Raw genomic sequence first — 22,009 nt, 5'->3', positions numbered from 1 at the left:
CGCAGACCTCGGCATTCAGCCCCACCCTGGAACTGGCCCTGTTGCGCCACATGCTCAGCGGCGATGGCCCGGCCGCCTGGAACGTGAACCACGTGGTGCAATGGTTCAGAGAACACAGTCTGGTGGTGGGGCGAACCGGCATCCTCCAGTGGTGCCGCCGCATCGGCCTCTACCTGCCCGATCAAGCCCTGCCGCCGGGCCAGCCCGGTCACAAGTGTTATCGGCTGCGCAGCTTCACGCTGCTGCTCGACCCCAGCCAGTACCAGGCCCTGGACTGCCGACCCGTCAGCCGGGTTGCGGTCGACAGCCGGGGCGCCATCCACTGGCGCCTGCACGCGAGCGACGCCCTGCAAGCCAGCGACCACCTGGCGCTGTGGCGTCCGCTGGCCGATGCCAGCCACAAACGCACCACTTTCCAGCTGGCAGGCGCCAACTCTTTGCAGCGCCTGCCGGAAATCGCCGCGTGGCTCCGCCAGCGAGGCGATTCGGTGCAGTTGCAGGAGTCCAGCCCTGCGCCGCACCCCGACACCGCCAGACGTTTGTCCAACACACCCCCTGCCCGGGCGAACCCCTTTTTTTCGTCACCCCAGTCATCCGAAAGCCAACCCATGACGCTGACCCACCTGCAACGGCTCGAAGCCGAGAGCATCCACATCATGCGAGAGGTCGTGGCCGAAACGGACAACCCGGTCATGCTCTACTCGATCGGCAAGGACAGCGCCGTCATGCTGCACCTGGCCATGAAGGCGTTCTACCCGTCCAAGCCACCGTTCAAGCTGCTGCACGTGGACACGCGCTGGAAGTTCCGCGAGATGTACGCTTTCCGCGACCGCATGGCCAGGGAGCTGGGGCTGGAGCTGCTGGTGCACATCAACCCGGATGGCATCGAGAAGGACATCAACCCCTTCACGCACGGCTCGGCCATCCACACCGACATCATGAAGACCGAGGGCCTGAAGCAGGCGCTGGACCTCTACGGTTTTGACGCGGCCTTCGGCGGCGCGCGCCGCGACGAAGAGAAGTCCCGCGCCAAGGAGCGCATCTTCTCCTTCCGCTCGGAACAGCACCGCTGGGACCCCAAGAACCAGCGCCCCGAACTCTGGAAGCTCTACAACGCGCGCAAGCACAGGGGCGAATCGATCCGCGTGTTCCCGATCTCGAACTGGACCGAGCTCGACATCTGGCAATACATCTACCTGCAGAACATTCCGATCGTGCCGCTGTACTACGCGGCCGAGCGCCCGGTGGTCCACCGCGACGGCACCCTGATCATGGTCGATGACGACCGCATGCCGCTCAAGCCGGGCGAAGTACCGATGATGAAAAAGGTGCGTTTTCGCACCCTGGGCTGCTACCCGCTCACCGGCGCCGTGGAATCCGAGGCCGCCACGCTGCCCGAGATCATCCAGGAGATGCTCCTGACCACCACCTCCGAACGCCAGGGCCGCGTGATCGACCACGATTCCGCAGCATCCATGGAGAAGAAGAAGCAGGAAGGGTATTTCTGATGGCACACGTTTCCGACCTCATCGCCACCGACATCGGCCAGTACCTCAAGGCCCACGAGCACAAGAGCCTGCTGCGCTTCATCACCTGCGGCAGCGTGGACGACGGCAAGAGCACGCTCATCGGGCGCCTGCTCTACGAGTCCAAGATGCTGTTCGAAGACCAGTTGGCCGCGGTGGAAGCCGACTCGAAGAAATTCGGTACCCAGGGCGACGCCATCGACTTTGCCCTGCTGGTGGACGGCCTGGCCGCCGAGCGCGAACAGGGCATCACCATCGACGTGGCCTACCGCTTCTTCTCCACCGACAAACGCAAGTTCATCGTCGCCGACACCCCCGGCCACGAGCAGTACACGCGCAACATGGTCACCGGCGCCTCGACGGCCGACGTCGCGATCCTGATGGTCGATGCGCGCAAGGGCATCCTCACCCAGACGCGCCGCCACAGTTACCTCACCTCGCTGATCGGCATCCGCCACACCGTGGTCGCCATCAACAAGATGGACCTGGTGGACCATAGCGAGAAAACCTACCGCAAGATCGTCGAAGACTTCGAAGCTTTCGCCAGACAGATTGGACTGAGCGACGTCACTTTCATTCCGCTGTCCGCCTTCAAGGGCGACAACATCGTCGAGCCCAGCGACCGCATGCCCTGGTTCCACGGCACCACGCTGATGGGCTACCTGGAAACGGTGGAAATCGACGAGGCGCGCCAGCAGAAGACCCCGTTCCGCATGCCGGTGCAGTGGGTCAACCGACCCCACCTCGACTTCCGCGGTTTCGCTGGCACCATAGCGGGCGGCATGGTGAAGGTCGGCGACCGCATCCGCGTCCAGCCCTCGGGCAAGGAAAGCACGGTTGAGCGCATCGTCACCTTCGACGGCGACCTGCAACAGGCCGTGGCCGGCCAGTCCATCACCTTGACCCTGACCGACGAGATCGACATCTCGCGCGGCGACATCCTCTCGCAGGCGCAAGCGCCCGCCGGCGTGGCCGACCAGTTCGAGACCACCATCGTCTGGATGCACGAAGAGCCGCTGTTCCCCGGCCGCCCCTACCTGCTCAAGATCGGTACCAAGACCGTCACCGCCACCGTGACCGAAATCAAATACCAGGTCAACGTCAACACCATGGAGCACATCGCAGCCAAGAAGCTCGATCTGAACGCCATCGGTGTCTGTAACGTGAACCTCGACCGCGCCATCGCCTTCGACCCCTACGCCGAAGACCGCGACACCGGCGGTTTCATCCTGATCGACCGCCTGTCCAACAACACCGTCGGCGCCGGCCTGCTGCACTTTGCGCTGCGCCGCAGCCAGAACATCCACCTGCAGCACGTGGATGTGGACAAGGCGGCGCGCAGCGAGCAAAAGGCCCAGAAACCCTGCGTGCTCTGGTTCACCGGTCTCTCGGGCGCCGGCAAATCCACCATCGCCAACCTGGTCGAAAAGAAGCTGTTTGCCATGGGGCGCCACACCTACCTGCTCGATGGCGACAACGTCCGCCATGGCCTGAACAAAGACCTGGGCTTCACGGAAGAAGACCGCGTGGAGAACATCCGCCGCGTGGGCGAAGTCGCACGCCTCATGGTGGACGCCGGCCTGATCGTCCTCACCGCCTTCATCTCGCCGTTCAGGGCCGAACGCCAGCTGGCCCGCTCGCTGGTGGCCGAAGACGAGTTCATCGAAGTGTTCGTGGACACACCGCTGGCCGTGGCCGAGGAGCGTGACGTCAAGGGCCTCTACAAGAAAGCCCGGCGTGGCGATCTGAAGAATTTCACCGGCATCGACTCGCCATATGAACGACCGGAGAACGCAGAGATGGTGCTGCCGGCCTCGACCATTTCATCCGAGGAAGCGGCCGAGCGGGTGATCGCGCTGCTGCGGGAACGCGGCATGATCTGACGTCGGGGCTTCGATGCGTGGTGATTTTCCATTGATCGATCGGGTATATACTGCCCGTTTTAATCACTTAACCTGTTGATATCATGCATTTTCGAATCAGAAATCGCGTTATTCAGGTGATTCGAACCACCTACGACGCCACCACCAAGAAGCCCAAGGCCCAGGTATTGGGTACCGTCAACAAGCTCCAGCCGGAGATCAGCGACGAGTTGCGTCTGACCTGCAAACCCCAGGAGCTGGCCGAACTCAAGGCCTACATCAAGAACCAGCAGCTACTCGCCCGCCTGGACCTGGAAATGGCCGCGCGGAGCTTGGTGACGCAGATGCAAAAAACCGCCGAATGGCTGGACACTGCCTCTGTGACCACCGAAAACGAGGTCCTGGCCACTGAAATCAACGGTCAGTTGCCCATGCTTCGAAAGAAGCTCTCTCGCCTGCTGAGGACCGCAGAAGTTCCACTGGCTGCGCGCGGTAAATCCGCCTGATGGCGCTCGACGGGACGGGCAGGCTGCCCGTCAGACGAGTTGCAGGTTGCGGGGCAATGCCCCTGGAAACACGCGTTCCAGTGGGGCGGCCTTCAAGTCGAACATGCCTGCAAACAGCCCACCCAACACTGCACGGTACTCGTTGAGCACCGGCATGTCGCGCCCCTGATGCAGGGATGCGGCATCCAGCCGGCCTTGCTCGCCCTTCACACTGCCGCCCTTGACCGCACCCCCAGCCACCCACAATACGTTGCCGTGCCCGTGATCGGTACCTTTGCTTCCGTTCTCTCGAAACGTCCGGCCAAACTCGGACAACACAACAACCACGGTGTTGCGCCACTGTTGTCCCAGTTCACGAGCGAGGAACTCCAGACCATTGCCCAATGCACCCAGCCGACCGGCCAGCGATCCCTGTTCGGCGCCTTGTCCCGCGTGCGTGTCCCAGCCACCAACATCGATGAAGGCAATGTTCAGCTGGGGATGTTCCCGCATGTGACGGGCCACTCGAACCGCCTCCAGGGCAAAACCGGCGGCCGGCAACGCATCCCGACCACTGCTGTCCATTTCCGTCATGAGTTCCACCGACAGCGACTGCCGCAGACCCAGTCCTTCCCGAACCATGGATTCCAGAGCATGCCCTTGGTATAGCCTCGTCACCTGCTCCAGAAACTCGCCCGACGAAGAACCAGACTGTGGCGAATGGTCTCGCCCCGAAATCGGGGCATTGACCACCTTGTGTGCACCCCGCAGGGCCACGGGAAGGTTCTGCGTGAACCCAACGGCGGTTCCACCCAGCTCCGACACCAGCCGATTCAAAAAGCCCTCGTTGACGTTGGGACGTTGCTCAGGCAGCTTGCCCGACTCCATCCAGTCCTGCGCCTGAAAATGGCTGCGGGAAACAAACCCGGTGCCGCAGAACGGCACAAAGGCCAGTTGCCCGGCTAACCACAGGTCACCGGCGTTGTTGGCCAGCATAGGGTGCAGGGCCCACCGGCCGTCCAGCCGCAATGCGCCCTCCCCCTCGGCCTCCGGACGTGGACGGGCAATGGCAATTGTGGGCCGCGATTCGTAATAGAACGGCTCGTCGTAAGGCACCAGGGCGCTCAGTCCGTCATAAGCCCCGCGCAGCATCACCACAACCAGACGGCTTTGCGCAGCCGGCGCCGCCCAGAGCCGAGAGCAGGGCCACACACCGCCGACGGCCAACGAGGCGGCCGATTGAAGCCACTGCCGACGTGAGACTTTCATGCTGTCATCCATGGGTTTGGCTGTACATGAACTCCGGACTGGCCAGCACCAGCGCCCAGGCGTCCGCGGGATCGCTCACTTGACGAATAAGGCCTTGGGTACGGGGGGAAAGTCCCAGCGCCCGGACCCGGCCTTCAGCCAGATCCACCTTCTGGCGGCGCAGCCCACCGGCATCGGCGCGAGCCACCATGCGCGGAACAGATGTCACGATCTCCCGGGCCAGCTCAATGCGCTGCGTCAACTGGCCGGCATTGAGCCACTCATCCCCACCGAGCGGATAGCCATCGGGAGAAGCCCGCAGATAAAGTGGCTGTCCCAGCACCCGCAGCCAGCGCTCAATGGCCCGGACATCTTCGATCCCCGCATCACCCGCAATCAGCCCCACGGCCGACGTGACATAGCGCAAGGGGTCCTTGAACGGCCCTTGCCATACGTTTGCGTCCCGGCCCTGTTGGCGCTCCCGGCGCAGTCGCCTGCATTCGGTCCAGAGAGCAGAAAGGCGCCCCCCCGTTTCAAGATAGACCGCCGTGACGCGGTCCACCGCCTCCGGCACTTGGCCCGCATGCCCAAGGGTCCACAGGCACAGGCGGCGGGACACATGTCGGGCCGTGGCCGGCAGCCCCGCCAAGTGCTCCAGCAGCGCCGGCAACATGCCCTCACCGGTGTCCACAAAGTTCCGTCCCAGCACCTGTCTGGGCCCCGTCTCGTGCTGCAAGGCGTTGAAGTTGGTGCGCCCCAAGCTCTCCGGGTCGCCGCGCAACTGCACGCTCCAGCCGGACATGATCTTCGAGGTTGCACTCACGTCGCCTTGCGTGTAACCCCCGTCGACACCAAGAGTGTGCAACTCCAGAAGCTCGCGTGCGTGATTCTCGTTGCCCTGGCCTTTGACATTACGGATGTTGTCAAGGTAGATCAACATGGCCGGGTGAACCGTCACTGCCTTAAGGAGGTCCGAGAAACGACCGGACAGGGCCCCTGCGATCGCCTCCTGTTCGTACGAATGCAACACCGGAGCGATATTTCCCTTGATCGCGTGCACATTGAAATGGTTGAACCAGAACCACCGCTGCCAAGCCAGATCCGAACCTTTTTCGTCGAGCAGCGCCTTCAGGCAGGCATGTGACACCATAGAGACAATGCGGTTGCGCAGCTGTCTTGCTCGAACTGACAGACGATCTTTTAATGGACCGGGCTGCCTGACCGACTGAAACACTTGCCATGCATTCCAGTATTGCGAACGAAGCTCGTCTAATGCTTCTCGGTCCATTACATCAAACCCAACCTGCCATCAGGCAACAGCCGGCACCGAATCAAATTTAATCTCGGAAATAATTTTGGCCTGATCAGATTTTCCACCAGCCTGGAGAATTGAAACCAATCTACGCTGAGCAGACAACCGTCTAACCTGTTGAGGCCTCACCAAACCAGCAATAACCGCGGCCTCCCGTTTATTTCCATTGTATGACAGCCAGCTCGCCGCATGAAATAGTCGCTTAAAGGTAAGTCCATCATTTACCTTAAGCCATGATCGCACGCCTATTACAAGATCCTTATCGCCCGCCCATCGAGCAATAAGAATACGAAGTGGCACCAGAACATCCGTATATGACAACTCTCCCACATTTGATTTAGCCAGTATACTCGCAGCAGAATTTCTGTCACCATCACACCAATACAAAACTGCTGCAGAAGTATAATAATCAGAGGGAACCTCAAGACCAGGATCACCTATTGATGTAAAAATCGAACGCGCCAAAGAAAAATCACGAGCCGACACTGCATTCACAAAGTCGTGGATCCGATCAAAATTGTCCGAGACTTTTGAAAAACTCTCTGGGGCGTAAATACCTTCCACACGGCTCATTATCTGAGCAATGAATGGTTCAGCCACATGCATCATGTCATCCTTCCATATAGAATTCTGCCTAGTTAGCATCACGCTTTCATAGCTTGGAAAATAATCGATTCCATCCAAATCTTTGACAACCTGGCCGGTCACGGCTCGCAAAACAGACTTAGAGAACATATTAGCCACAATCACGTCATCACTTGTAAAAGTGCGTTGCAAAACCACCGGCGAAGTAGTCAACATGATTCTAGGAGAGTTCGTCTTACGAATGAGTTCAATCGCAGACACAACGAAGTTGTAACATTTCTGATAGTCTAATTGTTCAAAGAAAAAACGTTCCTTTTCTCGAAGGGCTTGTCTAGGAGGTGTTTCGCAAATATAACGCTCCGAGCGTTCATCGTACCAAGACTCGATCAAGCCCAAAGTAATGACTACTACATCGCATGTAAACAGATCGCGATAAATTGAGTAAACCACCTTCCGCCATTCGAAAGCAGTTGCCAAATCAACGGGCTCTACCGCGTGAAGATGCAAGTCAATGTACAGTTCATCTGAGACTTGAAACAAGCATTTTTGCACATCTTCCAATGTTATTGAATCATCTCTGTCATAGATCTCCCTCGCCCAAGCAATTTCCTCCCAAATAGATGCTGGAGTATATTTGTTGAGACATCCAGTTGATATGAGATTCGATCTATTTTCGCAACTTGAAACACAAATATAGCCTCGCGATTGCAAGTACTTTTCTATATTAGTTGCAAAACAGGAGCCGATGACAAAAATCTTAGATTCTTTATTGAAAGTAAAAGAAGGACGAAGACCAGGCCAGCACGCCGGCTCCATTCTGTTGGCGTCGGTTCCTCGAGAACCAACTCGAGATTCCCGATTAATTTTCGCAGTTTCCGCCGCCAAACTGTAAGATATTCGATTAGAATATTTCACAAACATCCTCTCAAAATATACAAGCTTTTTCGTCTAAATAATAAACGAACCATTTGACAAGTCAAACCATAGAAAATAAGACAACGCCGAAGTTCAGGCTTTGGTTAAAATATTTAAATAAAATAGATTTATTTCGCCTTCTTGACTATCTCAAAACCCATATTCTCCATTTGTTTTTTCACCATGCGCCCCAGCTTGGTGTACTCCCTCTTGTTGCCCCCCCACTGCTCCTTGAGCATCTCGCGAAGTTGCTCCTTGGTCAGATCTGGGTTGGCCTGTATGGTGAGTTGGCGCCAGTATGCCTGCCCAAGAGATTTCGCGATTTCAGTAGAAACATCATCTTCGTTCATGGATTTATCCTCAGGTTGATGTTGCATCGATCCAGATACCATTCTGATGACAGGCAAACCGATACTGACATGCATGCGAAGGGCTTCCGCTTGTTTGGGTCGAACGAGTTTTGCTACCACAAACATGTCTCTGTCGCCGGTCTCCGAACCCCACTCACTGGCACGGGCGATACGCAACACGTCGAAGCCAAGATTCGACAGCAACTCTCGCATGATGTGTGGGCTCTGCCATTCAAACCGGGTGCTGCACTGGCCCTGCAACGGGAAGAAGCGTTGAACGTCTGCCAACAGGCGCTTGACACCCTCGCTCGAACTGGCGTCGGGAACCTGGATCACCAGATAGCCTCCCTCGCGCAATAGGTTGGCGGCATTGATGTAGTAGACCATCTGATATTGAAGATCCACATGCACCATGGCGTCGATGCTGACGAATGCGTCGACCTTTCGGTTCAAGCCCCTTCTCTCAAACTCCGTGATCAAAGCATCCGGATGCACCGGATCAATCTTCAAGTACTCCAGCGTTTTTGAATCCACGTGTTGCTTCAGCCGGGCGGCAGCGACCGACATCAACCCCGCACTAACATCAATGCCCGTGACCTTCAGTTTGCTGTTCGCAGCGAGCATGGCTGCCGTGTAACGGCCATCACCACCACCGATTTCCACCAGATGGCTCCAGTCACCCAGACCAAGGTCCCGCAAAAGACGATCAACAACCACATCCGCACTCGGCCGGTCGGCATTCTTCCCTGCCGACACTTCCGAAGAAATACGGTTCCAGAGATCTGAGTAGGTTTCCGGATTTTCCGTTTCGTAATGGGAATCTTTCGTCTCTCCAACTGAAACCAGCATAGATCGGAATTTAGCTTCGTTCGACGTGTCGACCAGCTTGGCCGAAAGATAGAGATCGCGGGGTGGGCGGCCTTCGTGGTAGCTCCACGGCTCCAGAAATTCGATTTCAAAACCCAGCTCAAACATCACGCGGTTGACAATTTCTTTGCTCAGATATTCGAATTTTGGACAGATACGTCCCTGAAACTTGTAGAACTTGCGGATGTCCCGAATGATCTTCTGAAATCCCGAAACGGTCGTCGGGTCGGCCAACGTCATGAGGATTCGTCCGCCGGGCTTGAGCATGAGGGCCGCATTCATCCAGTAGCAAACAAGGTACTGCAGATCCACATGCACCATGGCATCGATGCTGAACATGGCATCCACTTTACGGGCATAGCCCAATTTAGTGAGCACATCCGACATCGCACCCGGATTCAAGCTGTCGATCTCGTGAAGCGACAGACGCCCGGAATCCACATGGTGCGCGAGCCGTTTTCCAGTCGCTTCAAGAAAGTTGACACTGACATCAAAGCCGAACAACCTGCTGCTGGAGTTGGCACCAAGCACACGCTCGGTGTATTTTCCACCGCCGCCTCCAATCTCGATGGCTGCCTCCCAGGACGACACGCCGGCCGGGACAAAAAGTTTGTCGAATATCTTCTTCCAGCTGGACTCAGTGCCCCACTCGTCACCAGGAAAGGCCAAGTCCGGCGCGTCCTTCTGCAACTTAGGAAAGCTATCTGCCACATAGCCATCCCACATCTGGCCATAGGTTTGTTTTTTCTTCATGTTGACCCTTCAATTAAATGCTGGAATAATAGCTATCGGATTAACACCCATCAATGCTACGGTTCGCATTAGTCTTTCGAGAATGGAAAAACACTGACGAAATTTCAATTCATAATAGAGTTATCCAAAAACAGAAATTCAGAAGCGATCTTTTATGCCATGCTCCAACGCAACCCGAGACAACTCCTTAAACAGCAGTATTGGTAATTCCGTCAACAACCACACGAAGCGCCTTGAGCTCTTTTTCAAGAACGGAAATCTTTCGACCCTGAAGCAGAACCATCTGGGCCAGCATGGACATGAGTAAACCATCATCCAGTGAGAACTTCTTTGCCAAAGGAGCCTCTCTTTTCAAAGGCTGCTGTCCTTCGTCTTGCAGAAATTTATTCAGCCGATCAATGTCCTTCCCTCGTTCATTCTGAAAATGTGCGAGGTCTTCGTCAGTAGGAAGATACCTGTCCATCATCTGAACAATGGACTCACCGGTACGAATCAGCGGATACTGAAAGACTTTGTCAAAATGCATCGGCAAGGCAGGGCGTTCGTTTCTATTATTAAATAGCGCACGCAACGCCAACTCCTCATTTGAGGGGGTTTCATTGATCCGAAACGACTTTAGGGCGTCGGGGACGATGCTGACAACATTAAAAAAATCCGAAACCACATCACCTTGACTATCAAAATTTCTGACTCGGACGCACTCAAATGAATCGAGCCAGGGTGAAAGTTTCCCGGAAAACTCGGCATTGTGTGTGATAGCCCATTCAGAAAATGTTTTGATGGGCCCAGGGTAAGTCTTGTGCTTGATACCCCACTGGACATAGGCAGATTGAGCCCAGCTGGCGGGATTGCGGAAATAGACGACCACACAAATTCGCACACCAAGTGACTTCAATTTCAAAAGAACAGGAATCAACCGTTCCTGATGGTCAAAAATCGACTCACTTGACCAGATAGCTCTTGAAATTCCGCTTTCAGTCGACTCTTGGACAGACCGGCGGAGCACTTCGTACACCTGTTCCTCGAAATCGTTCTGTTCCTTGTTCCAGAACTGCTCATAACCGGCCCCACGACGCTGCCATGAATAGAGATTTGCGGGTGCATATTCCAGCCACATGCCCCAATAATCCATGCCCTGACGTTGCAACTCAATTCGATTTTCCTGCAAGCTCTTCTGAATGGAAGAGGTCCCGGTCTTTCCGGTTCCAATGTGAACAATCAGCTCAAAATCCGTATGTTCTGATTGAGGAAGCGTTGAGGTTTTCATAACGGATTCCTGAAAAACAGTTCAGCGTGCTTCAACAAAGACTCTTCGTGACTGGCGGGAGTCTTTATCTGCCTGTGAAGGCGATCCCACTCATCGTTGTACCGAGCCTTCTCAAGCAGCGTCTTTTTCCAAGCGAATGCGCTGCCAACAGGAACATGGTAGCCGTTGACGTCGGGCTGCACTTTCTCAGCCATTCCGCCAATCCCGGAGCAAATCACCGGACGCCCGCAAAGAAATGCCTCCTGGATAACCATGGGAGAATTTTCCCACCAGATTGATGGAACAAGAACCCAGTCAACCTGACCCATTTTTTCCCGTAGCTCCGACCTGTTGTAGGGTCCGATCCACTTCAACGCCCCCACTCTGATCAAGGGTTCACTCAGCGTCTTGATTTTCTCCTTAAACTCTTCAGGCTGCTTGTTTAAATTGGCTCCGTGGACTTCAAGCGCAACTGTTCTTAATTCGGACGGCGTCATCGAATCGAGGGCTTCGAGTACCGGCAAGATGCCCTTGTATTGATTTATTTGACCAAAATACCCGAAACGATTACGCGTTTCACCATTTTCGAGAGACCGTGGCGGTACCTTTGACCCGTCGTCTTGGCCGTTTTCAATGACATGGATTCGTTCCGCATCAATACCCCATGAGACGAATCGGTCCCGAAGAAATGACGATGGAGCAATAAAATGATCGACTTCCGAGAAATAGCTTTGCACATAGTGCCGACGTGCCCAGAAATCCATCGCAGATCGACTTGGAAAGCAACGTTGGCAATCTTCGGGCGTCGATTCATAGCATAGGCTCCCGCTAGTCTTAATCATCTGTCCATCATTCTCGCACAAGGCAATGAACTCGTGCAACGTGAAGACAATGATAACGTCTGGCAACAATTGCCGGGCAATCTCGATGAACTCCAGTCCGAGATGGGCAAAGTGGTGAGCGTGGATGACATCTGGTCGAAGGGTTTCAAGTAGATTGCGAAATCTGGTGAGAACTGAATTCCGATCAATACACACCAGCGTATGCCAGTCAAGCATCGACTGCTCCCAGACGAATTCGTTTTCCCTCCGCTTGTAAATCTTCCCGATTGAAGCATGAACAGGCTCCACCCTGGCGAGAAACCACGCCTTGGAAACCTGCTTCAACTTCGGATAATTTAGAAAACAGTTGTAGGCAGCTATTTCACCACCGCCCTTGCTAAAGTCAGGATGCGCATGCGATATCACCAAAACAGACTTTCCAGCTTGAGCAATCTGACCAGGCATGTTTCCTTTACCGGTGAGACTGGTACTTTCTAATGTTTTAACGCTCATATCAAACCCCATCACCATTTACCATTTGTGCTTCTAGCCCAAGCAGCAATGACAACTCCAGAGTTGACCTACGAAAGACAGTGTCTTCATCATGGGCGGCCACACTTCGTGACGATCGCAAACTTACAACCGAAAGATCTCGATTCACCTCGATGACTCGTCCGATTTCTTGAACACGTTTACAGAAGTCAATCACTGAAAACTCGAAGCTGATGAACTGGTTTGAAAAGCCACTCAACGAGTAATAAGCCTCACGTTTAATGGAAAAAAACTCAAATGGCGCAGAATGAATGCCATCAGCATCATCTCCGGGGAGAAGTTTGGGATCGACTCCAGAACCAACCGTGCTGAAGCCCCGAATCAAGAACCTGTCAGGCTGGGAAGGAAGCCTCATACCGGCGGATTCAACGGTACCGGAATAATTTAAAATCAGCGGTGCGATCACTGCAGATCCGGTTCGGTCCACATGCATCTTGCAGACCTTGGAGGTCAGTGCCTCGCTCATCGGTATTTCGTGTGCACTCGAAAAGAAGAGTACTTTTCCTTTCGATTGTCGGGCGGCCTGATTGAATCCTTCAACGATGTTTCGCGATATCACGACCACATCGGATTTGATATTCAATCCATACAATCTGGAAAACATTGCTAGCTTTGCATTGAAAAATCTCTCCAACCCTTCATTTTCAAAGACAAAAATCAGTTCGCCGGTTCTTCGGAAGCTGGCATCTTTGGAGAGCGCAACCGCAAGATTTTCCAGTGGAACATTCTCAGCATCAACCCAAATTACATAAGTTGCTTCGAGAGGATTCTCTTGAGGTTTATTAGGGATGAATTCAGACCGGATAGCAGCGGCCTTTGTTTCAATGGCGCGAAGAAAAGGAAGATCAATCAAAGGAATGCGATTGTTCCAATCGTTGGCGGGAGTCCGGATATGAACAAGTTGAGTAATGGAGTCAGTCTTTCCAGCGTTTGAGTATACGATTTCTGACTCAGCCACGACCTTGTCTTCATCTTTCTCAGCAAACATGATTCTGACCTTTCTTGAGTTTGCTGATTGCGCTATTCGCGCGATAAATCCTGCCCTTTGTGCGGGAAGTCCAACTCTCTCATGATAGGCGTTATAAATGTCGGTGCGAGAGTACCTGTAACATTGGTCCAGGCTGACGAAGTGACCGGTCTCCGTCTGAATCCAGATGTCGGCTTCATTCTCGGCAAGCAGCCAGCCTGCAACAATCAATTGATTAGCATTAGAAAAATGGGTCGCTGATTCAATGTGAGCAGCGTGAACCATGGGTTTGGAAGTTTGCTTGGCGCCACTCACTTCCAGTGGGTAGGTTTTCACTGCATTGCTTTCACTAACAGTCGAAACACCGAAAGCAAGTCGCAGGGTCAGGTTTAATTCACGTATTGAAGGAATTCGAGTAGCAATATGAAATCCGAGACCCACCCCTCCTTCAAGTGTCTTGAGAACTTTAGCAACATCGGGTCGGTCATGCCGAGTAATCGTCTGCAGGACGGCGGTGTTGTTCATCAGTTCGAATACGCAGTTTTGCGTTGCCCATCCGGTCACAGACACATTTCGGCCATCAAGCTTTACCTCGTCGACGAAGATGGCTGCGGACAACTCACTCCGCGAGTTTTTGAACAACAATGGTTGTTTTTGAGGTGTCTTGATTTTATCAGTCGTCATTTTTTGCACTCAGAAGAATGATGTGATGGTGTTGACGCTCTGAAAATTGTGTATCACTTTTCAAATGGAAACTGCGTGTATTCACAGGATTCAAAGCAAGCTGACGTTTCCGGTGGCCTTCAGCTTTCCGTCAAATCCTGAGGCAGCCCTCCTTCGAAACATATTTTTGTCGTCTCTATTCACCTTTCGATCGTCTTTTTCCCAGTCGACTTCAAGCAACACACTCCGGGGCGAGAAGCAGAGACTATCCTGCTGTTTGGCGATCACGGTCAGTTCGGCATCTCCAAAATGACTGTGATAGAGAGGACAGAAAAGCTCCCCCTTGTAATTCGCTTGTGCCCATTCTCTTTTTACCATGCCGAAACTAGCAAGTAATCCATGCCATTTTCCATCGTTGAATGCCAGCATGTTCTTACGGTGCTTTTCTATCTGATGAACCGCAATCTTGAGCCACAGACGCCCGGCAAATGCATCCTGTGCTGCATATACAAAGTATCCTCCTGATGACATCTTGAAAGCAGTATTGCATGTTGCAATAAATCCGCTCCGCTCCACATCCTCAAGGATGAGGATCAATCCATCCGTTCCGGCTCTCCTTGACATAAGCTTTGCACTTCGTACAGCCAATTCAAGGTTTGTTGAAGGGATGGCAACGACAACTGGCGCATCGTACGTTGCCTCATTTGCTATAGATTTTGTGTTTGTATGAACAATCTGCACACTAAATCCCATATGTTTTTGCGAACCGGAAATCAGGATTCGTTATAGCGGGCAAGTGAACTCGATCAGTCTTGCTGCCTTCAGTCCGATTCAGGTACAACGTACGATAAGCCAGCCAGCACCCAGCTAACCATTGCGACCGGGTGTGACAAGCGGCATCCTTCATTTCTCTGAGTTTTCTTGGGTGCAGGCCAATTTTTTTTTCGGGTGCGGGCACTGGATACTTTATACAGTTGAATCCGGATGAAACTGGAAGAGTCAAAAACAAGGAAAAAAGTCGCTCAACAAAAAAAGGAATATAGCAAGCACCAGCGTGCACATTTCTTTCATCAGCATCCTTGGAAAGAAGCCTTTCTCTTAGCAATTTATTTTTCATGGCTGCATCCATGATGTTATCAACGAAACCTATATACCTTTCCCAGAAGGTGGGTTTTGCAATGATGTAGTTGGCCGAGGCAAATGCATATGAAGGATGCATATAATTCAGCAAGTCTACGTTCAGGTCCGCATTTCGGAAAACTTCGGCTGCCAAACAAAGAAACTTTGGATGGGTGCTTTCTCCATGCATCCAAAAGTTATGAAATAGCCCTTCGGCCGCTGGACTGGGATTGCAGTAGAATGCGTCTGCGTGATCATGTGAGGAGACAAAGTCAAAAATATCCTGTCCGTCAAGACCCGTCTTTTCTTTGAATTTCCAAGATAGAGCTCCCCAATATTTGCAGTCATTGCATTCAGCATACAGCTTGTTCAACTTCCTAATTACCGCAAACTCCAAAAAAGGATCGCGGACGCCTCGATTGTCGTATGGAACAAACATGGGGTCCAGCCGAGGAATTTGATCCTCCCTATAGAAGATCTGATGAATTTTTACCGGATTCATGTAACTTCGACTCCTGAAGTTCCGAACATGAACAACTCTTCAAGACTTTCAGCCATCAAATCGTGATTTAGTCTTTGACTGCCTGCCTTCAACAGTGCGGTCCCGTCGTTTTTGGGTCCTTCCTGTCCAAACGGGCCAATTTTCTGCAAATCATATTCTGCGACGCGCAGTCCCGAATATGCGCAATGTCCCACCCCATGCCGTTCTTGAAAGGTTTTCCCAGCATACGTTCTCACTGGAACACCAAGTGCTAATGCCTCAAGCGTTGTTAGGCCACCGGTGAAAGGGAAGGTGTCAATGACCCAGTCAAGGCCTCTAACCGCAAGCAACTGGTTTTTGTGCCCCGTTGTTGGCAAAAATCTGATAAGCACATTTGATTCAGCTTGATCGATAGAGGGAAAAAGAAACTGGTGGATTCTTTTTTGAACAACCGGACTGCCATATCGTCCCCCGATGAAATTCAGCTCGACTTTGAAGTCGCTCTGACTCTGATGGTTCAGAATTTCTTTCTTGAGAAATTCCAGAAACACATTGACAACTTTTATTGGATGGGAAATCACCCCGACCACGAGTGCTTCTTTTTCTACTGGCTTTTCAGGTTTTGGGATGTATGGGGGGACGGTGTAGGTCACATAGCCAGATTTCAACCTGACTAGTTTTTCCGTATGGAATTGCTCACTTCCGCGCGGACTTTGGACTTCGTCTGTTATAAATCCATCAAAACAATGCAATCCGGTGGTGCTGAACTGCCCTCCTACCCATTTGTACTGTTTTCTTGATGGTTTGGAACTCAGCGCTTTGAGTACATCCAGATCCATCAGTCCAGCCATGTCGACCAATATGTCCAGTTCGGCGCTTCTGATTTTTTTTTCCAGTTGTTGAGGGTTAAGATGACTCACATCCATCCACTCGTCCGCAATTCTTCTAAACTGATCGGTAGCCCAGTCGTCGATGCTTTGTCTTGAGAAGAGAACCAACTTCGATGTGTTTGCCAGCCTGGTCAAGGCGCCGATTCCCATATAGAACACTGGCCCACTACAAAACAGATTGGATATCACACCGATACGTCTCGTTCTTCTACCTCTGTTAGATAATTGAACCTCTGTTTGTTCGCTCCTCTCGGGAGTTCCAACTATTCCTGGAAGAGTGAGGAACTTCTCTGCAAAGCCTCTCATTTTTACCAGTTGGTTGTCCTTGCGCGTGCATCCTTCATAGATGCGAGATCGGATATCCATCCAATACTCGAGTTTGGTGGATAGTTTTGCGTCTTCGCCTCTATTCAGGAAAAGTTGATGAGCGGGCCGCCAATCACCGAAGGTCTTCAAGGCTTGCTCGGCAAACTGGATCTGAAGGGTTTTGGATGCGGGATCTTCTTTTAGCAGTTGCCATATTATGGCGGTCGAGACTTGTCCATATGCAATTCGACGCGTTGCCCTTGCAATCAACAGTCCCCGGTATCTTGCAATGGATTGGGACGTTCCCGGCGCAAAATTGGCTGACTGTTTGGCTTGTTCGACAGCTTCTGAGTAGCGACCGAGTTCACAGAGGACCCTGGAACACCATAGGTAGCGGCGCGAAAGCTCAAATCCGTCTTCGACCCTGAAAGTCAAAAGCAGGGTCAATGCTTGCTGCCATTCACCGTGATGCATGGCAGCAGCAGCAGCAACCCAATCAACGCAAGAGTGTGCTTTCAACTTCAGCCAGGCTCTCGGCCGCCTTCACGCCCTCCATCATGCGCAGGTTGAGCAGGCCGTCCGCTAGCGAGAGCAGCGATTTAACCCGGTCGGCCTTCACGGTGTAGAGAACTTCGATACTGGTCAATACGTCCTGCATGGAGCGAACACCGCCTTTGAAACTCTTCTCATTGGCTTCGACGCTCAACTCGGCGGCCTCCACGGCAGACTGTTGCATCGCGACTTCGCTGGCACCCACGTCTACAGCAGACTTCAGCCGCTCGATTTCGAGCAGGGTTTGGCGTCGAACATCTTGTGCCTCCTGGCTTGCCTGCGCAGCCTTGGCGCCCGCCGACTGCATGCTCGCAAAGTTGCTGGCAGACAGGGGCAGGCTCAATGAAATACCGGTGAAGTTGTTGCTGTTCCCGTCAAGACGGGTCCTGGTGTGTACAGCGCTGACCTCAGGCATCCAGGCAGAACGCCCGCGAAACGCCTCCAGATCAGCCAGCTCGCGTGTTGTATGCGCCTGCACAACAGCTGGCGACCGCTCAGCCAGGAGCGCCGGATCATTGGTGCGGCTGCGGGTGTTGGCGGCCAGCGTGCCCAGCGTCTGGATCCTCTGAGGATCAAACGTGAGCACAGTGGCCAAAGGCATTTCGCCGACGATGGAGGCATACTGCTTTTCCGCAACCCGCAATTGGCCAGCAAGTCGCAGCTCTTCGCCACGAGCCTGAAGGAATTTGACCTCTGCATCCCGTACGTCTGTGACGGTTCCTTGATTCAGGCTGAGCAGCCGTTTGGACGCTGTGACCTGCTGTTCCAGCGCGACGAGACGCACTTTGTTCTGCTGAAGACTTTCTCGCGCCACGACAACCTCAGAGAAGGCACCGAAGAGACGCTTTGAAAGATCCATCTCTCTTTGAACCAATTGCATCTCGGCCAATCGTGTCAGTGGCTCCTTTTCGCGCATGCTGGCAATCTTGTCCGCACTAAAAAGAGGTTGAATCACAGATACCGAGTTTCTCCGGCCGCCACCTTCGTTGGCCAGTTGAGAGGACGAAACTTCCAGTCGAGGGTAATAGGCCATTCCCGCTGCACGTGCGTCCAGCATGGTTCCTTCGTACTCTGAGAGGCCCGCCAGATAAAGTGGATCAACCTGGCGAGCCTTTTCATAGGCTTGACGGAGCCCAGGCGCTGAGGCCGCGGTCTGAGCCACGGCCACACCAGCAACGGTGGCCATTAGAAAGGTAAACAGGTGCTTGGAGATTGGCATATTAGTTTTCCTTGAATGAAATGGCAAGACGATCGACGATGGGTTTTAGCAAATAGCTCATGAAGGTGCGTTCTCCCGTCTTGACGATGACATCCACCGACATGCCCGCCTGCACATTGTTGCCACCCAATAGAGCCACCCCCTCTGGCGTGGTTTCAATGTGGGCCAGATAGTACTCCGGGGGAGTGGCTTCGTTGTCTTCCGCGGTCTTCAGTTGCCTGTCGGCCCCGACCAAAACGACTTTTCCAGGAACCACCGGAGTGGTGGACCGATTGAAAGCCGTAAAACGCAAATCAGCCTCTTGACCAACTCGCACATTGTCAACATAGTCGGGCGGCACTTTGGCATGCACCAGCAGATTTCCTTCTTGGGGAACGATTTCCATCAGGGTTTCGCTGCCCTTGATAACTCCACCTTCGGTGAACACCTGCAAGCCAACAACCACGCCATCGACGGGTGCCTTAATTTCAGCCAAACTGAGATTGAATCGAACGGACTCTGCGTTGAGCTTGAACGCTTTACGGCTCTTTTGAATTTCGCTGAGTTCGCTGTCGACTTCCTTAGCGAAGGCAGATTTTTCCTGCACAACTTTCAGTCGAGCCTCGGACAATGCTGAACGGGCTTTTGAAATTTCTGAAGTCGTACTGGAAATCGCGGCAAGCAGTTCGCTGCGACTTCGCTCCAGTTCAGTGGCTTTGCTTCCTGGAACAAATCCCTCACTTGCCAACTGCTTGAGGTTTTTGACCTCTTCGCTGATCAGTCGCAATTGATCCCTTCTGGTCACGATGACTTCTCCCAAATCACGAATCTGGGCTTCATAGCCAGCCGCCTCCTGCGAAAGAACACTGGTCTTGCTGTTGAGATCTTGTCGGCGAGAGGCCAGGATGCGCTCTTGCGAAGCCTTGGCTTCCTGAACCTTTGGCTCTTTGCCAAACTCGTCGAGTTCGGGTAGCCAACGGATGATCGCTGACCCATCCCTTTCGGCGGTCAGTCGTGACTCGACAACCAATGAGTTGATGTAATCGAGATCGATGGCATTCAACTCAGCCTGAAGTCCCAATGGATTGATTCGGATCAGTGTGTCCCCTTGTTTGACCGCAGAGCCTTCCTTGACCAGAATCTGTTCCACAACCCCTCCTTGAGGATGTTGCACGGCCTTGCGATTGCCCTGAACCATGACCGTACCCGACACGTGAACACCATTATCCAACGGCGCCCACAGAGCCCAGACAGTAAAAACACCAATTGCAATCAATGAGTAGCGTCCAAACTTTGCCTTCGTACGCGACTCTTCCAACAGAATCGGATGCAGACCGTCACGCGACGGCATATTCTGAGGAACGTAGGGGTCAAATTTCTGGACCCACTTAACCAATCCACTACCACTCATGCCGAACTACCTCCATCTTCGGATGTGCGCGCAATCAAAGGCCGGCGTTCGGCCCGCGCTGCAGCGATCCTGCGCACCTTGGTTGCACCTTGCACTTCAGCGCCTTGTCCCGACATGGACGCCAATACTTGTGCACCGATGTCCCGCGTAGCGCCAAACTGCTTCTGGACACCTCGCTCCAGCACAAGGATCTTGTCGGAGGCGGCGACAAGATTTTGTCGATGCGTGGTGTAAATCACGGTGACTTGATTGGCACGCAAAATACGAATGAGTGTCAACAAGGCTTCTTCTGACTCTGCATCCAAACTCGAACTGGGTTCGTCCATCACGACGTAAGTTGGGTCTCCATACAATGCTCGCGCAATCAGCAAACGCTGTTTTTGCCCACCAGTTAGCAAAAAACTCCCATCGCCCAACATGGTGTTATAGCCGTCAGGAAATCCCAAAATGGTCTTGTGCAATCCAACCAACTCTGCCGCCCTCACAACCGCGGCCGGAACGACTTCAAGCAAGCGCGATATGTTCTCTGCAACCGACCCCTCCAGGAGCATCACATCTTGTGGAACATAGCCAATATGAGGCACATCCGGGCTTCGAACCCAGTCGTAAATCTCAGAGCCATCCAGCCTAACTGAACCGGAGGACGATTCCAAAATACCAACCAAATGGCGGACCAGGGTAGATTTCCCGGCAGCACTGGGGCCGACGATTGCCAGGACCTCTCCTGGCTCTAAACTGAAATCGATTTTGTCAAGCAAAGGCCGCTTCACATTGGGGACGGTCGCAACCAGATTTTCAACCTCCAGATGCCCATCGGGCTGAGGCAAGCTCATTCGCCCGTGCCACGTCTTGTCGTTGGAAAGCAGATTTTCGAGGCGCTCCATGGAAAGCCGGGCTTTGATCACTCGCGGCCACACATTGATCAACCCCTGGAGCGGAGACATGGTTCGCCGAACCAAAAACAGTGCGGCAATCGTCATGCCTACGGTAATTTCACCAGAAATGGCCAGATAGACAGCCAGACCCATGGCCAGTTGAGGTAGCGATCTGTCCAGCAATCCAGAGATTGCCCCAACGAGACCGGCCGCTTCGTGACCATTGGCATCCACCACCAGATCCGCCTGATGGCGCTGGTACCACCGTTTGCGCACAGTTGATTGCATCCCCAGAGCGAGCGCGGTCTCTGAGTGACGCAGAACCTCGGCAACAGAACGGTTCGTTTCAGCAGCGGCCTGTGTAGCATTTCGCACCAAAGGTGCCACAGCCCTGGCCTTAAGGACTGCCAACGTCGTCATGACGACAACAGCCATCAACGCAAACGTGCCCAACCAGGGATGAATGGCGAAACAGATCAGCGCAAAAATCAGTGCGTAAGGTGCTTCCAACAAAGTGAAAAACACCTTTTCATGGAAGAACTTGCGAACGATCACGAGGTCGCCCATAACCTGCTGCACGTTGACCCGGCCGCGCCCTGCAAAGCGTCGAAATGACGCATCAAATACATCTGCAGCCAAGTCCCAGTCCAGACGCAAAGCAAGTCGCAACAGCAAACGCCGCCGCATCCAATCCACAGCGTTGCCGAAAATATAAGCAGCTACCAGAATGACAGTCAATGAAACCAGCGTTACAACACTACGGCTGGTCAGAACCCTGTCATACATGTTCATCATGTAGATGATGGGAGCCAGTGATACCAGCTCGGTCACCGCTGTCAATCCAAACGCCAGTAAAAACACATGCCGGTTATCAACCAACAGACGAGCTACTGGCCTTTGACTACCATCTGTTGCGAAATTGGTGCCGGCTTCCTTGTTGACATTCATTCCCAATCATCTCCCCAAAAAAAAGGGCTGCACAAGGCAGCCCTCTCAGACTCCCCTGAAATAACTCAGGGTGAAAC

At 53.3% G+C, this 22,009-nt stretch carries 16 protein-coding genes; 3 read left to right on the top strand and 13 right to left on the bottom strand.

Going from position 1 to position 22,009, the window contains the following annotated elements:
- Positions 1-50 precede the first annotated feature (50 nt).
- The 3 genes from cysD to ACN5W5_RS03525 all read left to right on the top strand — a co-directional run bounded on the left by cysD (position 51) and on the right by ACN5W5_RS03525 (position 3,894).
- Positions 51-1,508: a sulfate adenylyltransferase subunit CysD gene (cysD, locus tag ACN5W5_RS03535; RefSeq protein WP_420047434.1), complete on the top strand. Its 1,458-nt coding sequence runs from the start codon at positions 51-53 to the stop codon at positions 1,506-1,508.
- Positions 1,508-3,409: a sulfate adenylyltransferase subunit CysN gene (gene cysN / locus ACN5W5_RS03530; protein WP_420047191.1), complete on the top strand. Its 1,902-nt coding sequence runs from the start codon at positions 1,508-1,510 to the stop codon at positions 3,407-3,409. Before cysD ends, cysN begins: the two co-directional genes overlap by 1 nt.
- Positions 3,410-3,492: 83 nt before the next feature.
- On the top strand, positions 3,493-3,894 hold the full coding sequence (locus tag ACN5W5_RS03525) for a hypothetical protein (RefSeq protein ID WP_420047190.1): 402 nt from the start codon (positions 3,493-3,495) through the stop codon (positions 3,892-3,894).
- Positions 3,895-3,924: 30 nt separating this feature from the next.
- Here ACN5W5_RS03525 and ACN5W5_RS03520 read toward each other — a convergent pair whose 3' ends face one another.
- From ACN5W5_RS03520 to ACN5W5_RS03460, 13 genes are all read right to left on the bottom strand, one after another.
- Entirely contained in the window at positions 3,925-5,154 is a 1,230-nt protein-coding gene (locus ACN5W5_RS03520; protein WP_420047189.1) for a DUF1501 domain-containing protein, read from the bottom strand.
- Positions 5,147-6,409 carry a DUF1800 domain-containing protein gene (locus ACN5W5_RS03515; RefSeq protein ID WP_420047188.1) on the bottom strand — a complete coding sequence of 421 codons (1,263 nt, stop codon included), beginning with the start codon at positions 6,407-6,409 and terminating at the stop codon, positions 5,147-5,149. Before ACN5W5_RS03515 ends, ACN5W5_RS03520 begins: the two co-directional genes overlap by 8 nt.
- 21 nt (positions 6,410-6,430) lie before the next feature.
- Positions 6,431-7,933 (bottom strand): GSCFA domain-containing protein, encoded by a 1,503-nt coding sequence (locus ACN5W5_RS03510; RefSeq protein WP_420047187.1) that lies wholly within the window; start codon positions 7,931-7,933, stop codon positions 6,431-6,433.
- A gap of 128 nt (positions 7,934-8,061) precedes the next feature.
- Positions 8,062-9,903: a methyltransferase gene (locus ACN5W5_RS03505; RefSeq protein WP_420047186.1), complete on the bottom strand. Its 1,842-nt coding sequence runs from the start codon at positions 9,901-9,903 to the stop codon at positions 8,062-8,064.
- Positions 9,904-10,090: 187 nt separating this feature from the next.
- On the bottom strand, positions 10,091-11,170 hold the full coding sequence (locus ACN5W5_RS03500) for a hypothetical protein (protein WP_420047185.1): 1,080 nt from the start codon (positions 11,168-11,170) through the stop codon (positions 10,091-10,093).
- A complete protein-coding gene (locus ACN5W5_RS03495) occupies positions 11,167-12,483 on the bottom strand; it encodes a glycosyltransferase family 4 protein (RefSeq protein ID WP_420047184.1) in 1,317 nt (438 codons plus the stop codon). Before ACN5W5_RS03495 ends, ACN5W5_RS03500 begins: the two co-directional genes overlap by 4 nt.
- A gap of 1 nt (position 12,484) precedes the next feature.
- Positions 12,485-14,173 carry a hypothetical protein gene (locus ACN5W5_RS03490; RefSeq protein ID WP_420047183.1) on the bottom strand — a complete coding sequence of 563 codons (1,689 nt, stop codon included), beginning with the start codon at positions 14,171-14,173 and terminating at the stop codon, positions 12,485-12,487.
- A gap of 90 nt (positions 14,174-14,263) precedes the next feature.
- Complete coding sequence (locus tag ACN5W5_RS03485) at positions 14,264-14,905, bottom strand: hypothetical protein (protein WP_420047182.1); 642 nt, start codon at positions 14,903-14,905, stop codon at positions 14,264-14,266.
- Entirely contained in the window at positions 14,895-15,773 is an 879-nt protein-coding gene (locus ACN5W5_RS03480) for a hypothetical protein (RefSeq protein WP_420047181.1), read from the bottom strand. Before ACN5W5_RS03480 ends, ACN5W5_RS03485 begins: the two co-directional genes overlap by 11 nt.
- Entirely contained in the window at positions 15,770-17,467 is a 1,698-nt protein-coding gene (locus ACN5W5_RS03475) for a hypothetical protein (protein WP_420047180.1), read from the bottom strand. The genes ACN5W5_RS03480 and ACN5W5_RS03475 overlap by 4 nt, the downstream gene beginning before the upstream one ends.
- Positions 17,445-18,719, bottom strand: a complete 1,275-nt coding sequence (locus ACN5W5_RS03470) for a TolC family protein (protein WP_420047179.1) — start codon at positions 18,717-18,719, stop codon at positions 17,445-17,447. The genes ACN5W5_RS03475 and ACN5W5_RS03470 overlap by 23 nt, the downstream gene beginning before the upstream one ends.
- Before the next feature lies 1 nt (position 18,720).
- Positions 18,721-20,109 (bottom strand): HlyD family type I secretion periplasmic adaptor subunit, encoded by a 1,389-nt coding sequence (locus ACN5W5_RS03465; protein ID WP_420047178.1) that lies wholly within the window; start codon positions 20,107-20,109, stop codon positions 18,721-18,723.
- Complete coding sequence (locus tag ACN5W5_RS03460) at positions 20,106-21,932, bottom strand: type I secretion system permease/ATPase (protein WP_420047177.1); 1,827 nt, start codon at positions 21,930-21,932, stop codon at positions 20,106-20,108. Before ACN5W5_RS03460 ends, ACN5W5_RS03465 begins: the two co-directional genes overlap by 4 nt.
- Positions 21,933-22,009: the final 77 nt, after the last annotated feature.

The sequence above is a fragment of the Hydrogenophaga sp. ZJX-1 genome (assembly GCF_048590325.1).
In the GTDB taxonomy this organism is placed as follows: Bacteria; Pseudomonadota; Gammaproteobacteria; order Burkholderiales; family Burkholderiaceae_C; genus Hydrogenophaga.
The sequence above is the reverse complement of the archived record's forward strand: the minus strand, read 5'-3'. Positions and strand labels throughout refer to the sequence as shown.